Raw genomic sequence first — 14,985 nt, 5'->3', positions numbered from 1 at the left:
TTAGAGCTCCAGACTCTTGATACGGGCCGAATCACTCGATACCGGGCAATGCGTGATGATGTAGTTGGCTCCGTGCTCGATGCTATACGACTCGACCGAATCCGACACATGGAGTACCGATAGATCGGTCAGACGGCTTATCTCGATATAGGCCTGTTCATCGACGCCCACCGTTACCAGCACCGTTTTGCCAATGCCCTTTGCTGCCACGAGCTTGGCATAGTGCTCGTGCGATGTTGGATAGGCAGGGCCAAGCGGCGTTGCCGTCAAAGCATCAAGCATCCTATTGAACCCACGTCGGTCATCAACGGGATAGACAGCCAAAGAGCCTTCGGGGGCAGCCACGACCACATGATGGCATCCCTGACGCATAAGCGCCAGCGATATCGATGCGGTAAAACCCAGCACCGCAGAAAGAACCTCAGCGTGGCTTGCGTGCTCAAAATCGCACGCAAACGCACCAAACAAGATGGCAATAGCGTGGTCTTGTGGGCGCGAAGCCTCGCGCACCAGCATGTCGTCAAAACGCGTCGACAGCTTCCAGTGAATCGACTTAACGGCATCACCCTCGTGATAGGGCCTTATGTCAAAGACCTCGGAGGCATCTTGGCCGCTTCGATGGGGATCGTAGCTCGTGCCCTCAAGACCGGCAGAAGCACTTTGGTTAGGAACAACCTGGATGTCGAGCACCTCGGGATAGACCGTAAACAACCCATGAAAGTCTGCATTCTCGAGAGCAAGCGACGTAAAGCCCATCTCATCGACCAGGCGCGCGGTGTCAAGGGTAATCGTGTGCGCACCGCAGACGGTCGAATCGAGCTCCAGCTCAAACAAAGCGGGCCTGCCCGTCGCGGGGGCAAGACTTACGGGATAGACTGTCCGCGCTCCCGTCAGCTGGTTATAAACCGAAAACGACAGCTCCATACGACCGCGAAACATAAGCGGGCGATCCAGTGTGATGCGCAATACAAGAGGCGCGTTGACAACACACGACCGGGGAAGCTCAAAGCTAAGCTTGAGCAGGGCAACGCTCGAACGGCACGCCGCCACCGTAATCACGGGCATGGCGATCAACGCCGCGGCAGCAGCGAGCGCGGCCGCATTGGCGGTAAACACAAACGTGGCGAGCAGGAGCGCGACGGACACGATATAGGTAATCTTGTTGGCATTCATGGGCGTAACGTAGGACGCAAAAGGTAAACGATCCGCTACGAGCGGCCGCGAACCTGACCCATAGACGGGGCGGGAACGGCAGCGAGGATGCGGTCGAGGACGTCGGCGGCGCCAATCGATTCAATACGCGCCTGGGGGCGTAAAACGAGACGGTGGGCGCAAACAGCCTTAAATACCTCGCGCACGTCCTCGGGCACCACATAGTCGCGCTCACGAATCAATGCGCAGGCGCGCGCCATGCGGGTGAGCGCGATAATGCCGCGGGGGCTCACGCCCAGCTCGACAAGATCGTCATTACGGGTCTCCTCGCACAGGCGGACGATATAATCCAGCACCGTGTCGGCAACCTGTACATTGCCCAGGTAGTTTTGGATATCGAGCAGATCATCGCAGGCAACCATGGGCTTAATGTCGTCGAGCGGGTTGACATAGCGACGGGCCTTGAGGATATCGATCTGGTCCTGGCGCGACGGATAGCCAACGGACAGACGAACCATAAAGCGATCGAGCTGGCTATCGGGCAGCGGTTGCGTGCCCGCCGAGCCCACCGGGTTCTCGGTTGCGATACACACAAAGGGACGCGGGACCTGATGCGTCTGCCCGTCGATAGTCACCGCGCGCTCTTCCATAACCTCGAGCAGGGCCGACTGCGTCTTAGCGCTGGTACGGTTAATCTCGTCGCCCAGCAGCATGTTGCAGTTGACGGCGCCCCACACAAAGCGAAACGTACCGGAGTCGCGGTCGAACATCGTAAAGCCCGTAATGTCCGAGGGCAGCGTATCGGGCGTAAATTGCACACGCTTAAAGTCCAGACCCAGCGCGCGCGAAAGCGCCAGGGCCAGCGTCGTCTTGCCGGTACCGGGCACATCCTCCAGCAGGATGTGGCCGCCGGCATAGATGGCCATGAGAGCTTTCTCGATCACATCGCGCTTGCCCAGCAGGGCGCGGCTCACTTCGTTGATGATGCTGTTGGACTGTTCGACAATCACGGTTACTCATTTCCTCGGTAAGCTGCCTCGGCCGTCGCGGCCGCCAGCTGTGCTTTCAAAACGTTCAGATCGATGGGCTTGCCCACATGTCCGTTCATGCCCACACTGCGCGAGCGCTCAACGTCCTCGGTGTAGTCATTGGCAGAAAGCGCAATGATGGGAATGGCGCCGGCGTCCTCACGATCGAGCCCTCGAATCCGCTCCGCCGCTTCCCAGCCGTTCAGCACGGGCATCTGAATATCCATGAGGATCGCATCGTACGTGCCCACGGGCATGCTCCGGAATCGCTCGACGACCGCCTGACCGTTCTCGGCACGATCGACCGCCGCGCCTCGTCTTGCCAGCAGCTCAATCACGATCATGGCATTGATTTCGTTATCCTCGGCCAGCAGGAATCGCTTGCCCTCAAACTGGTAGGTAAACGACGACCCCATGGAATCGGACGCCGTCTCGAGCGTCTGCCCTTTGAGTTTAAGGTCCTCAACCTGCTCGGACGTGGCCAGGCGCAGCGGGATGTAGGCCGAAAACGTTGAGCCACGACCGGGCTCGGTATCGACGACGATCTCGCCGCCCATCAGGTCGACGAGCGCGCTCGTAATGGCCATGCCCAGGCCCGTTCCGCCGTAGCGGCGCGCGATGGTGCGGTCCTCCTGCTCAAACGGCTTAAAGATTTTGCTGACGTAGCGAGGATCCATACCCTTGCCCGTGTCGCGCACGCGCAGCATATAGCTCACGCCGCCGTCTGCCTGGTACATCTCGCGCAGAGTCACGGTAACGCTGCCGCCCTGCTCGGTAAACTTGACCGCATTGGAGATAAAGTTGATGACGATCTGCGACAGGCGCATGCGGTCGCCCACGACAAAAACGTTTTCGCAGTCCTCCAGATTGACCGAGTACGTAAGCCCTTTGTCGGCTGCCTGCGAGCTAAACATGCGCTCGATCTCGTCGGCAAACAGACGCATATCAAACGGCGCATCGTCAAGGCGCACGCGCCCGCTGTTGAGGCGGCTCATATCGAGCATATCGTTGATAAGCGAAAGCAAGTAGGCCGAAAGCTGCGAGGCGCGAGACAAGTCGTCCATCAGGCGAGGCTCATCTGCATGATGCTCGCGGGCAAGCGAAATCATGCCCTCGATGCCATTGAGCGGCGTGCGGATCTCGTGGCTCATCTGGTTCATATAGTCCGTGCGCGCGTTGGCGGTCTCGACGGCGCGATCGCGCTCGGACTCCGCTTTGGCGATACGCTCGTTTTCGGTCGTCACATCGACTGCAGAAACCAGGTACTGCGTGCCGTCTTGAATGAGCGCAATCGTAAACCTAATGCTGAGCTGCGTTTTTTCTCCATGGGGCGCATGGTAGGAGCACAGAAGGTTCAGCGGAGTCGCGTGGTCCCAGTCCCTCACCTGTCGCTGTATGCGAACACGGTCGCTATCGGGAATAAAACGGTACAGCGTCTCGATGTCGTCGCCAATACGCTCGGGCGATACGCCAAAGACGCGTTCAAAATTTGGGGTGATATAGAGCGGAAGACAGTCGCTGGCACGCAAGACCAGCGCAACGTTGGGCCCTTGCTGCGCAAGCGCCTCTTCAAACAGTCGACGCGCTCGGTCCGCGTCGCGCTTCTCGTGTGAACCGAACAGCCCCAATATGCCCCCTTTTCATATTTCGGGGTTTAGTCTACCAACTCAAAGGCACTTTACAGAGATAATACCCAGCTAAAGTTAGCAATTATTGATGCAAAACGCGCCCGAGGCAACCTTGCCATCGGGCGCGTTTTGTTATTCAGGCCAGATAAACTGGGTGCGGCCGGCCTCTCCGCCATCGATCAGCAGGCTCTGCCCGGTCATAAACCGGTTGGTCACGCCCACAAAGTAGATCCACTCGGCGATCTCTTGGGCGGTGGCCCAGCGTTTAAGCGGCGTGAGCTCCATAATCTGGTTCCACAGGTGTTCGTCTTCCATCACGCAACGGTTGAGCGGCGTGATAACGCCGCCCGGGTCCACGCTGTTGGCGATGGCCTGCGGCGCCAGGCGGTTTGCAAGGTTCTTGGTGTAGGCGATAACGCCGCCCTTGCTGGCGGCATAGGCGGGAAACTCCGATCCCGTATGCCCGCTCGCCGACCCCACATTGACCACGGATGTAATGGCCGGCGCCGGCTTGGCGGCAAGCCCCTCCCCCACAAAGGCATAGCGCTCGGTCACGTTGATGGTGCCGCACAGGTTGGCGGCAATATCGTCGGCCGAATCCTGCGTGCCGGCAACGTTCACGATCACCTGGGGTTCAAGCTCGCCTGGAAACGAGTCCGGCTCGCGGACATCAACGATCAGATGGCGGTAGCGCTCGTGTTCGATCGCCGCCGGCAGCAGATCAAAGCCCACGACCTCGTGGCCCTCGTCCAAAAAACGCTGCACGCACGCGGCTCCGATACCGCCCGAGGCACCCGTGATCAAAACCCGCATACTTGCTCCTTAGGCGGTTGCGTGACGCTCGAGGTACTCGGCGCCCACATTCTCGCGCTCCCAGCCACGCACAACCTTGTAGCCCACGGGGCTCAGGAAGACCTCACACAGCAGCTCGGCAACAGCGCCGGTCAGCGAGCACATAAGGACCTGCACCCAGGTCCAGCCAAAGAACGTGTGGCTCACCACAATGGCAAAGACCAGGTTGTCGATAAACTGGCCAACACCCGTGGACACATAGGAACGGAAGGCAAAGCTCGCAAAGTTATTCTTTTTGAGCATACGGCCGAGCGACTGGTTGAGCGTGGAGTTCACCACGGCAGAAACGAGCATGGCGAGCGAAGATCCAAACACCACGTACCAGGTGCCGCCGATGGTGGCGTTAAGGGCGGTGTTGACCTCGATCATGCCCGTGTCATAGTAGGCGCCCCACATGCCGGGCGTGAGCGAGCATGCCCAAAAGCACAGGCTCACAGCCAGGTTGACCAGCAGCGCGAGGATAGAGATTTTGATGGATGCCTTGGCGCCAAAGCGCTTGCAGATCATGTCCTGGCACAAAAACGAAACCCAGCTCACCACAAAGCCGCAATCGAGTGCCAGATACGGCAGGCTGATGAGCTCTTTGTTGGCCAGCAGGTTCATCATGATGACGCTCACGAAAAACAGCGAAACCGTTGCCGCGGGAATGCTCCGCAACAGGACCTTGTAGTCCTCCATGACCTTCTTGATCATTATGTACTCCTTTGGTTTTAGGTTTAACGAGCAGGATATCGGACCCGAACTGCTCGGCCGCCACGGTCTTGAGGCGACGGTGGGTATGATAGCCGCTCACGCGGCGGCAGGCAAGCAAACGGCGCGGCAGCCCCGCAGGACCACCGCGCCGGCGCACTAAAACGTTACGTTGCCAAACTCCGACAGGACAAGGTCGGGGTTGTGGTCGGTTGCCCAGTCCACGTTCCACGGGCTCGTGAACAGCAGCAGCTTACCGCCGCGCATGTCCTCGACGCGCAGGGTATCGCGCGTGAGCGAAAGGCCCGGGATGTCGATGGTGTCGGGGTCGTTTTGGATCCAGCGGATGTCCGTATAGGGCAGCGGCTGGCGACGGACCTCAACACGGTACTCGGCCTTGAGGCGGCGCTCGAGTACCTCAAACTGCAGCACGCCGACCACGCCCACGATGACGCTCTCCATGCCGGCACCCAGCTCGCGGAAGATCTGGATGGCACCCTCCTGGGCAAGCTCCTCCATGCCCTTCACAAACTGCTTGCGCTTGAGCGTGTCGACCTGCGTAATGCGAGCGAACATCTCGGGGGCAAACGTCGGGATCTGCGGATACTGCACGTGGCGCTTGCCGGAGCACACGGTGTCGCCGATGCTAAAGATACCCGGATCGAACAGGCCCACGATATCGCCCGCGTACGCCTCGTCCACGATGGCGCGGTCGTCGGCCATCATCGAGGTGCCCGTCGCCAGCTTGAGCTTGCGGTTGCCCTGCACGTGGAAGGCGTCCATGCCGCGCTCGAACTTGCCCGAGCAAATGCGCACAAAGGCGATGCGGTCGCGGTGGTTCTTGTCCATGTTGGCCTGGATCTTAAACACAAAGCCGCTAAAGTCGTCACGGCAGGGATCGATCGGCTCGCTGGTGAGCGTATCGGTATAGGCGCGCGGTGTCGGGGCCAGACGCAGGAACTCCTTCAGGAAAGGCTCCACGCCAAAGTTGGTAAGCGCCGAGCCAAAGAACGCCGGGCTCAGCTTGCCGCAGGCCACGGCATCCAAGTCGAGTTCGTCGCCGGCACCATCGAGCAGCTCGATGTCGTCCATCAGGTTCTTATGGTTCTCTTCGCCAATAAGCTCGTCCATGGCGGGATCGCCCAGCTCAGCCTCGACCTCGGCGACCTTCTTGGTGGCATTGGCGTGGCCGTCGCCCTCAAAGGCGATAACGCGACGGGTCTGGCGGTCGAACACGCCGCGGAAATTGCGACCGCTGCCAATCGGCCAGTTCATGGGATACGTATTGATCCCCAGAACATTCTCGATCTCTTCCATGAGCTCAAACGGATCGCGAGCCTCGTGGTCGAGCTTGTTCACAAAGGTAAAGATGGGAATATGGCGCAGCGTACAGACCTTAAAGAGCTTTTTGGTCTGGGCCTCGACGCCCTTAGCGCCGTCAATGACCATGACCGCGGCGTCGGCAGCCATAAGGGTACGGTAGGTATCCTCCGAGAAGTCCTGGTGGCCGGGGGTATCGAGGATGTTGACGCAGGCGCCGTTATAGGTGAATTGCAGCACCGAAGAGGTGACGGAGATACCGCGCTCCTTCTCGATGTCCATCCAGTCCGAGACGGCATGCTTGGCCGAGCTCTTGCCCTTAACCGAGCCGGCAGTCTGGATGCTGCCGGTATAGAGCAGCAGCTTCTCGGTAAGCGTGGTCTTACCGGCGTCCGGGTGGCTGATGATCGCGAATGTGCGGCGCGACGAGATTTCATCCGACAGGCTTGCCATGCGGATCCTTTCTTGCATTGAGTGCATTACGTCGTTGTAACCGCATTATTGTAGCCGCCAAATCCCGCCATAGGGCACCTATCAGGACAAATTCATCAGTTGGGGCCTGGGTAGCCGGCCCAATCCGAATTTGTCTCTTGCGTAACTGTACATAGTGTATATATACTGTGCTTACCGGTTATATACACGTGTAGCCCAACAGCTAAGGAGCCGCTGTGGACATTATCCTATCCAATTCGAGCGACAAGCCCATCTATGAGCAGATCTCCTCGCAGGTCAAAGCGCAGATCCTTTCGGGCGCACTCGCTGCGGGAGCCAAACTACCCAGCATCCGTACGCTCGCGAGCGACCTCGGCGTGAGCGTCATCACCACCAAGCGCGCCTACGCCGACCTGGAGCAACTCGGCTTTATCTGCACCGTGCAGGGCAAGGGCTGCTTTGTCGCCGAGGGCAACCAGGAACTCTTGCGCGAAAACCAGCTCTGCCATATCGAAGAGTTGCTTGCGCAGGCCGCTACGCAGGCCGAAACCCTGGGCGTCACGCGCGACAAATTGCACGAGATGCTCGACCTTGTAGCTCCCGAAACCATGCAGTAGCCATCTGCAAGAAAGGCTATACCATGCAAAACTTGCTAGAACTCAAAGGCGTTTCACGCCGCGTAAGCGACCGCTTTTCGCTACGCGATGTCACACTCACCGTGGAGCCCGGCCAGATTGTCGGCTTTGTGGGCGCAAACGGCGCCGGCAAGACAACGACCATTCGCGCCGCGCTCGGGCTCATAAAGCTCGATGCCGGCGAGGTGCAGCTGCTTGGCCAGCGCTGCGATGCCAATGCGCCCGGCGAGGCACAGCGCCACCTGCGCTCCCGCGTCGGTCTTGTCCTGGACACGTGCCCTTTCCCCTCCACGCTCAAGGTGGGCCAGATCGAGACGCTCGTAGGCCCGGCGTACCCCACATGGAGTCGCGAAACATTCGCCAGATTTATCGACCGATTTGGCCTTGATCCCAAAACCAAGGTCAAAGACCTCTCCCGCGGCATGGGCATGAAGCTGCAGCTCGCCTGTGCGCTCAGCCACAATGCCAAGCTGCTCGTTTTGGACGAAGCCACCGCGGGCCTCGATCCCATGGCGCGCGAGGAACTACTCGATGAGCTGCTCGCCTTTGTTTCCGACGGCCAGCGCAGCGTGCTGCTCTCGAGCCACATTACGTCCGACCTCGATCGTACCGCCGACCGCGTCATCTGCATCGATAATGGCTCGATTGTATTTGACCTACCACGCGAGGACATTACCGACCGCGCCGGCATCGCCCACTGCACGCAAGCACAGGCCGCAGAGCTCATGGCTTGCGTCGAAGGCGCCCGTGCCGCCCGCCACGCCTATAGCGTGGACGTGCTCGTGCCCAACCGTCGCGATACGCTCGAGGCTTTCCCCGAGATTCCCTGCGACCGGGCAACCATTGATGATTATCTTCGCCTCATGCTGAAAGGGGCTTCGAAATGAAACGCGCCTTTATGTCCGAGCTCGCCATCGTTCGCACGCTTGTCCCGAGCATTGCGGGCGTCGGCTTGTTCATCTTCGTCGTGCTGACGCTCGCCAACGCGTCGGATGGCGATTCCGGCATGAGCGCCGGCGCCTGCGCGGTCAGTGCCATGTCACCCATCATGGTCATGAGCTCGCTGGCCGGCTTCGACAATCAAAACGGTTGGGAGCGTTATCGGGCAACGCTGCCCTTCTCGCGCAAAGACATCATCTGCGCACGCTACCTGTGTATCGTTGCTTTCTCGGCCATCATGGCATGTGCGGCTGCACTGTTGAACATCGTCACCATCCCACTCTTCAATAATGCAGGCATCCCTCCGACGGGACAGGCCGTCTTTGAGATCGCAGCCGCCTCGGCAGCCTCGATGCTCATCTCCCTCATGATGGTGTTTTTGGCGCAGCCGCTGTTCTTTCGTTTTGGACACATGGAGGCGCTGCGCCTGTCCGTTGGTCTGTTTGCCCTGCTCGGATGCCTTGCCATGGCCACGCTGAGCTCCTCCAACCCCATCAGCAACTGGCTCATGTCGATTGCCGGGGCAAATCCCGATCCCGCCGTCCTCGGCTGCCTATGCGCAGGAATTGCCGCACTGGCCCTCGTACTATTTGGACTGAGCTGCGCTATCAGCACCAAGGTCTATCGAACGCGCGACCTGTAGGCAAGCGCGGCATCATCGGGCATGCACCGTAGGTCTGGCGCGGTCTGTTTTGGGAAGGCGCTCAACCCGTGTCGTGGGTTACAGCAGCATTTTGGAAATAACGATCCGTCAGGAGCACAAGCTCAACTTGAAAACCCTCACACCGGACTCGAGATACCCGTATTGACCGTGCGCCACCGTGCTACTTGCACAGCGGCTTGGGCAGCGGAATGCCTGCCGCAATGACGGCGGCGATTATCATGCAGACGATACCCTTGAGCGGGAAGCACATAAGCAGCAGGCCCACGACCATGACGGGCTGACGCATAACGGCGCCCATCGTCGAGGCGGTGCAGACGGCGACGCAAAAGACCGGATCGGCGCCGGTAAGGATAGCGAAGCCGTAGCCCAGGCTCACGCCCGAAAAGATGACGGGGAAGAAGTGACCGCCGCGCCAGCCCAGGTTGATGAGGGCGGGCGTCAGCATGGCCTTGACCAGACCGGTTGCAATAAGCACGCCGGCGGGGATGGTCAGATAGGTTTCCATAAGCACGTCGGCCTGCGTCTCGCCGGCAAACATGGTGAAGGGCAGAGCCGTACCGCAGGCGGCAAGTACCAGACCGGCCAGTATGGCCTTGGCGACGGGGCGCTCCCCCATCGCGTGCGCCAGAGCCTCGCTCGCGTGCTCCGAGACAAAGTACAGCCAGCCGCAGACCGTGCCGACGAGCGACAGGGGGATAAGCCAGGCAAGCTCAAGGTTACCCACCTGGGCGGCCTCGAACCTCGGCATGCCCATGCCGCCGCCCACAAGCTGGCCAAGCAGCAGGTAGGTACCCAGACCGCCGGCAATCGCAATGCCGTAGACCACGGTCTTTTGCGCCTTGGGCAGCTTGATGGTGATCTCGTCGGATTCGGAGCCCTCGTCGCCGTTGGCGTCCTGGCCGTCGGCGCTGCCGGCGAGCGGCGCCACAAAGCCAAACACGGGCGCGGTGAAGAGCGCCGTCAGGGCAGCCTGAGTACCCAGCAGCGTGAGCTGCCTAAACTCGGCGCCAAAGCGACGCATGCGGTCGCCGACCCAGCTGCACAGGCCCGCGATAACGCCGGTCAGGCCGGCCTCCGGTCCAATACTTCCACCAAACAGCAGCGGCAGCAATGCCGCGAGCGAAAGCTTGCCAAGGTTGTCGTACGGGTAGCACCCGTCTTGCTTAACCTTAGCCATCACCTGGTTGAGGTCATCGGTCTTGGTGCCCGTAAGCTTTTCGTACAGACCGATCAGCAGGCCGCCCAGGAGGCAGACGAAAAACGGGTACGGCAGAAAGCCAAACGGGCCGCTTACGAGCTCGGGCGAAGCGACGCCCAGCATATGCGGGATCTCGGTCCATAGATAGTCGATACCGTGCTCCATCGCAAAAAAGAACAGCCAGACCGCGGCGCCTGCAAACGCACCGGTCACGGCTACGCTAACTAAAAACAGCGCACGGTTTTTGGGTTTGGAAAGGTTACCCATCGGGTCCTCCCGTGGTCAAAAGCGACAAAGATAACTTTTATTGTAAGACGGGCACAGCGCGGACGTGCCGACCATCCACGCCTCAAACGGCACCGTTGGGCGCCGCACACGCGATGACCCCAAGGCCTAGTTGTCGATAATCGATACAATTTGGTGCAGGTCGTCGGCAAAGTAGATGCCGGCCTGACGCTGCGAGCTCGATAGGCCTTTATCGATCATGTGCTCGAGCAACGACCTAAGGTCGTTGTAGTAACCGTCCAAGTTGTACAGGATGCACGGCGCGCTCAGATGTCCCAACGACACGGCCGACATGACCTCGGCAATCTCCTCGAGCGTGCCCGTCCCACCGGGAAAGGCAATGAACGCATCACCGAGTTCGATCATCTTTGCCTTACGCTCGGCCATGTCGCTCGTCACGATGAGGTTGTCGATTCCGTCGTGCTGAAACTCAGCCTCGATAAAAAAGCTCGGCTCCACACCCGTCACGTGCCCGCCGGCATCGAGCACGCTATCGGCGAGCGCACCCATCAGGCCTGACTTGGAGCCGCCGTACACCAGCGCATGTCCGTTGGCGCCAATCCAGTTGCCCAGCTCCTGCACCGCGGGCAGAAACGCCGGGTCATTACCGACGCTGGCGCCCAGATACACGGTGATATTCATATTCAGTCCCCCTCATCGTGACGCGCGGCGCCCGCCCTAGCGTTGGCGTCGGCGATATTCGCGCACGCGGCGCGACAGGTCGGCGAGCTCATCGCGATCGAGCTCTTCCAGATGCTCAAGATCGTCCATAAAGCGCGCCATGGTGTCCTTTTGGCGCATCTTGATGAGCGTATTGCAGTAGTTCACCGCCACGCCCGTGAGCATGGCGATGTAGAAGATGCTGATGACGCTCAAAACGACGGTGATAGCGCGGGCAACCGGCGTTTCGGCCGGGATATCGCCAAAGCCGATCGTCGATACGGTCTCAAAGCTAAACCAGAGGCCATCGCCAAACGTAAGGGTCGCAGGGTCGGACAGCCAGACGGCCGTCGAGCACAGCAGGTAGAAGATAAGGAACAGGCCGGTGATGCGCGCAAAGCCAGCCTGGCGCAACACGTCGGCAAGCGTCCTCAACTTGTTCATCGCGACCCCTTTTCCCAGACGCCCAATCACATTCGCTCGGTATTGTCCCACGCCTCCCCCGCAAACGGAACTAGTCATTGGGGACGTTCTTAAACGACTAGTCAGTTAAGAACGTCCCCAATGACTACCTAACCGTTTAGCGGTGCGGCGGCTGAATGGGCAGGCTGAGCTGGTATCCTTATGCGAAACTGTCTCAACTCGATAGGATTGTCTGTGAAACCTTCCGCCGTCCTTCGCTTAGCTCTATATCGCACCCTAGCCGTCGCGCTTGCTGCGCTCACACTACTGAGCGCCGTCATGCCCACCCCGGCCTTTGCCGCCGACTCCGACCAGCAGGTCAAGACGGTCCGCGTCGGCTGGCTTGTCAACAACGAGGGGTTCCAGGAAGGCACACCGGGCGAGCGCCTCTCGGGATGGGGCTACGAGTACCTCCAGACCCTCTCGTACTACACCCCTGGCTGGCAGTACGAATACGTGTCCGGCACCTTCACCGAGCTCATGGACATGCTCGAGAAGGGCGAAATCGACCTCATGCCCAACATCTCGCATTCAGTAGAACGCGAGCAAAAGTTACTCTTTTCCTCAAACCCCGAGGGCACCGAGCGCTACTACATCTACGCCAAGCCCGATCGCGACGATCTGGCCAAGGGTGACCCCCAGGCACTCCAAGGCCTCACCATCGGCTGCAACTCTGGCGTTATGCAAACCTTCGTCGGCCAGCAGTGGCTCGCCAACGAAGGTGTCACCTGTACCTATAAAGAAATCGACACCGGCGGCGCCCTCTTTGAGGCACTTTCAGACGGCGAGGTCGACGCCGTCATCATGAACGACACCATTTCGTCGCCCGATGCGTCGCCCATGTTCTACGTAGGCTCGAGCGACTACTATTTTGCCGTTCCCAAAAGCCGCCCCGATCTGATGAACGACATCAACTCGGCCATGGCGGCAATCAACCGCACCAACCCGCGCTACAACGACGAAGTCAAATCCAACTACTCGGCGCAAAATAGCGGATCCGCATCACTTACCAACTCCGAACGGTCGTGGCTCAAGGCCAATAACAACACGCTTACACTTGGTTATCTCAACAACAATCTCCCCTTCTGCAACCAAGATGCAAACGGAGAAATGGAAGGGTCACTCGTCTCACTCGTTACGACGCTCCACGACAAATTTGGCATTACCGTACACACGCTCGCTTTTTCAAGCAACCAGCAAATGATGGAAGCGCTCTCAAAGGGAAATATCGACATCGCCCTACCGGCATTTCGCGACTACTGGCTTGCCGAGCAAATGGGGACCGTTCAATCGATTTCGATGGGAACGATCTCTCTTACCGCCATCCACGCCACCAGCGATCTCAACAAGGATCTCCGTAATATCTGTTGCACAGGGTTTTCCATCGTCAACCGCAGCGAATTAAAAACTATGTTTCCAAATGCAAATGTAACCGAGTATCCGTCTGCAGACGACATGCTTTCTGCCCTTAAGGACGGAAGATCAAGCTGCATCGTTGTTCCCAACGCACGGCTGGAAACCATCCGAGATAGCTACGATATCAGAGACTACGAGATACAGGAACTCTCACGCACGGCCGAACTTTCTTGCCTTATGCGACGCGGAAATCCCGAATTATTGAGTATCGTCAACAAGGGCATCATCAACGCCGGAGAATCGCTTTCTGCGAGCAATTATTCCTCTACGTCGTATAGCGCACAGGAATCAGACGCGTTCAGGTTTATATATCGTCATCGTAGCTCGATTGTCGTCATCATCGTCGGTGTACTGTTGACTGGGGTAGCGGTTCTAACCTGGGCCCTGCAGCGAGCCAGAGTAGAGCAAAACAAGGCACTCGCCGCCAATGCGGCCAAAACGGCCTTTCTCGCCCGCATGAGCCATGACATCCGCACGCCGCTCAACGGCATTCTGGGGCTCATCGAAATTGAAGAATTGCACGAAGACGATGTCGATGCCGCCCGTAAAAACCGAGCTAAGGCGCGAATCGCCGCCAACCATCTGCTCTCACTCATCAACGACATTCTAGAAATGGGCAGGATTGAAAATGGTAAGCTAACGCTTGAGCATGTCTCATTTAACCTCGAAGATCTCTGCAACGATGCAATTGTTCTGTGCAAGCTCCGCGCTTCCGATCGCAATATTACGATGCAGGATCAAAGAGCACATCCCCTCTGCAATCCACATGTAATGGGAAGCCCCACTCATGTACGTCAGATTATCATCAACCTGCTCGACAACAGCATCAAGTACAACAAAGATGGCGGGACTGTCGCTTTTGCATCGCAGATTAAACCGATCGATGATAGCCAGGTGCTCTTTTGCTTTAGCGTCTCGGACACCGGCATCGGCATGTCGCCCGAGTTTCTTAAGCACATCTACGAACCGTTTGCCCAAGAGGGCAACGATGCCCGCAGTAAATTTCAGGGAACTGGCATGGGCATGCCGATCGTCAAATCGCTCATAGACATGATGGGCGGCACGATTGAGATTTCGAGCGAGGTCGGCGTGGGAAGTACGTTCAACGTCCAGATTCCGCTCGATATCGACAAGAACCCTCAGGCAAGAGAAGGTGCGGACGAGCAGGCGATCAGCTGCTCGCTTGCCGGCATGAACGTTCTTTTGGCCGAAGACAACGAGCTCAATGCCGAAATTGCCCAGGCCCTGCTCAAAAGCGAAGGCATCGTCGTAACTCGCGCCGCCGACGGCAAAGAAGCGGTCGAACTATACACTAGTCGTCCCGCCGGCAGCTTCGATGCGATCCTGATGGACATCATGATGCCGGGTATGGATGGCTACGAGGCAACTCGCGCGATTCGTCTGAGCGAGAAGGCCGATGCAGCCGACATCCCCATCATCGCGCTCACCGCCAATGCCTTTGCCGAGGACGCCAAGGCGGCACACGATGCCGGCATGAACGCCCATCTGCCCAAACCGCTCGACTTTAACAAGCTCAAAAACATCCTCGCCCGCATCAAGAAAAACGGAACTGTTTCGCTATAGTTTGTGCCCACCCACCATGCACAGTTAGAAAGGAAGCCAA

General features: G+C 58.8%; 13 protein-coding genes. 4 read left to right on the top strand and 9 right to left on the bottom strand.

The window, feature by feature from the left end; genetic code table 11:
* The 6 genes from DWV32_RS03990 to DWV32_RS03965 form a co-directional block, all read right to left on the bottom strand.
* Window positions 1–1,173 carry a DUF58 domain-containing protein gene (locus DWV32_RS03990; protein WP_117757278.1) on the bottom strand — a complete coding sequence of 391 codons (1,173 nt, stop codon included), beginning with the start codon at window positions 1,171–1,173 and terminating at the stop codon, window positions 1–3.
* A gap of 35 nt (window positions 1,174–1,208) precedes the next feature.
* Window positions 1,209–2,162 carry a MoxR family ATPase gene (locus DWV32_RS03985; RefSeq protein ID WP_117757277.1) on the bottom strand — a complete coding sequence of 318 codons (954 nt, stop codon included), beginning with the start codon at window positions 2,160–2,162 and terminating at the stop codon, window positions 1,209–1,211.
* A gap of 2 nt (window positions 2,163–2,164) precedes the next feature.
* Entirely contained in the window at window positions 2,165–3,808 is a 1,644-nt protein-coding gene (locus DWV32_RS03980; RefSeq protein ID WP_117757276.1) for an ATP-binding protein, read from the bottom strand.
* Window positions 3,809–3,940: 132 nt separating this feature from the next.
* Window positions 3,941–4,621 (bottom strand): SDR family NAD(P)-dependent oxidoreductase, encoded by a 681-nt coding sequence (locus DWV32_RS03975; RefSeq protein ID WP_117757275.1) that lies wholly within the window; start codon window positions 4,619–4,621, stop codon window positions 3,941–3,943.
* A 9-nt stretch (window positions 4,622–4,630) separates the two neighbouring features.
* Entirely contained in the window at window positions 4,631–5,353 is a 723-nt protein-coding gene (locus DWV32_RS03970) for a VUT family protein (RefSeq protein ID WP_233540396.1), read from the bottom strand.
* 156 nt (window positions 5,354–5,509) lie between these two features.
* Entirely contained in the window at window positions 5,510–7,123 is a 1,614-nt protein-coding gene (locus DWV32_RS03965; RefSeq protein ID WP_117757274.1) for a peptide chain release factor 3, read from the bottom strand.
* A gap of 215 nt (window positions 7,124–7,338) precedes the next feature.
* Here DWV32_RS03965 and DWV32_RS03960 point away from each other — a divergent pair, with 215 nt between their 5' ends.
* Genes DWV32_RS03960 through DWV32_RS03950 form a run of 3 tightly spaced genes read left to right on the top strand, consistent with a single transcriptional unit; the run spans window position 7,339 to window position 9,319 of the window.
* Complete coding sequence (locus DWV32_RS03960) at window positions 7,339–7,719, top strand: GntR family transcriptional regulator (RefSeq protein WP_117757273.1); 381 nt, start codon at window positions 7,339–7,341, stop codon at window positions 7,717–7,719.
* 23 nt (window positions 7,720–7,742) lie between these two features.
* Window positions 7,743–8,624: an ABC transporter ATP-binding protein gene (locus DWV32_RS03955; protein ID WP_117757272.1), complete on the top strand. Its 882-nt coding sequence runs from the start codon at window positions 7,743–7,745 to the stop codon at window positions 8,622–8,624.
* Window positions 8,621–9,319: an ABC-2 transporter permease gene (locus tag DWV32_RS03950; RefSeq protein ID WP_117757271.1), complete on the top strand. Its 699-nt coding sequence runs from the start codon at window positions 8,621–8,623 to the stop codon at window positions 9,317–9,319. Before DWV32_RS03955 ends, DWV32_RS03950 begins: the two co-directional genes overlap by 4 nt.
* Window positions 9,320–9,500: 181 nt before the next feature.
* Here the strand turns inward: DWV32_RS03950 and DWV32_RS03945 are convergent, their stop codons facing one another.
* The 3 genes from DWV32_RS03945 to DWV32_RS03935 all read right to left on the bottom strand — a co-directional run bounded on the left by DWV32_RS03945 (window position 9,501) and on the right by DWV32_RS03935 (window position 11,927).
* Window positions 9,501–10,805: a chloride channel protein gene (locus tag DWV32_RS03945; RefSeq protein ID WP_117757270.1), complete on the bottom strand. Its 1,305-nt coding sequence runs from the start codon at window positions 10,803–10,805 to the stop codon at window positions 9,501–9,503.
* A 126-nt stretch (window positions 10,806–10,931) separates the two neighbouring features.
* Window positions 10,932–11,465, bottom strand: coding sequence for a TIGR00730 family Rossman fold protein (locus DWV32_RS03940; RefSeq protein ID WP_117757269.1), 534 nt, complete (start codon window positions 11,463–11,465; stop codon window positions 10,932–10,934).
* Window positions 11,466–11,501: 36 nt separating this feature from the next.
* The gene (locus DWV32_RS03935) at window positions 11,502–11,927 is read right to left on the bottom strand and encodes a potassium channel family protein (protein ID WP_117862347.1); all 426 of its coding nucleotides are present in this window, start codon (window positions 11,925–11,927) and stop codon (window positions 11,502–11,504) included.
* Between the two features lie 213 nt (window positions 11,928–12,140).
* On the opposite strand from DWV32_RS03935, the gene DWV32_RS03930 reads away from it, so the two are divergent.
* On the top strand, window positions 12,141–14,945 hold the full coding sequence (locus DWV32_RS03930) for a transporter substrate-binding domain-containing protein (RefSeq protein ID WP_158566052.1): 2,805 nt from the start codon (window positions 12,141–12,143) through the stop codon (window positions 14,943–14,945).
* Window positions 14,946–14,985: the final 40 nt, after the last annotated feature.

This window comes from Collinsella sp. AF04-24, from assembly GCF_003465685.1.
Lineage (GTDB): Bacteria > Actinomycetota > Coriobacteriia > Coriobacteriales > Coriobacteriaceae > Collinsella > Collinsella aerofaciens_AP.
The sequence above is the reverse complement of the archived record's forward strand: the minus strand, read 5'-3'. Positions and strand labels throughout refer to the sequence as shown.

Coding starts and splice junctions, on each gene's coding strand:
- DWV32_RS03990 (WP_117757278.1), bottom strand. CDS start 1,173: ATGAATGCCAACAAGATTACCTATATCGTGTCCGTCGCGCTCCTGCTC.
- DWV32_RS03975 (WP_117757275.1), bottom strand. CDS start 4,621: ATGCGGGTTTTGATCACGGGTGCCTCGGGCGGTATCGGAGCCGCGTGC.
- DWV32_RS03970 (WP_233540396.1), bottom strand. CDS start 5,353: ATGATCAAGAAGGTCATGGAGGACTACAAGGTCCTGTTGCGGAGCATT.
- DWV32_RS03965 (WP_117757274.1), bottom strand. CDS start 7,123: ATGGCAAGCCTGTCGGATGAAATCTCGTCGCGCCGCACATTCGCGATC.
- DWV32_RS03955 (WP_117757272.1), top strand. CDS start 7,743: ATGCAAAACTTGCTAGAACTCAAAGGCGTTTCACGCCGCGTAAGCGAC.
- DWV32_RS03950 (WP_117757271.1), top strand. CDS start 8,621: ATGAAACGCGCCTTTATGTCCGAGCTCGCCATCGTTCGCACGCTTGTC.
- DWV32_RS03945 (WP_117757270.1), bottom strand. CDS start 10,805: ATGGGTAACCTTTCCAAACCCAAAAACCGTGCGCTGTTTTTAGTTAGC.
- DWV32_RS03940 (WP_117757269.1), bottom strand. CDS start 11,465: ATGAATATCACCGTGTATCTGGGCGCCAGCGTCGGTAATGACCCGGCG.
- DWV32_RS03935 (WP_117862347.1), bottom strand. CDS start 11,927: ATGAACAAGTTGAGGACGCTTGCCGACGTGTTGCGCCAGGCTGGCTTT.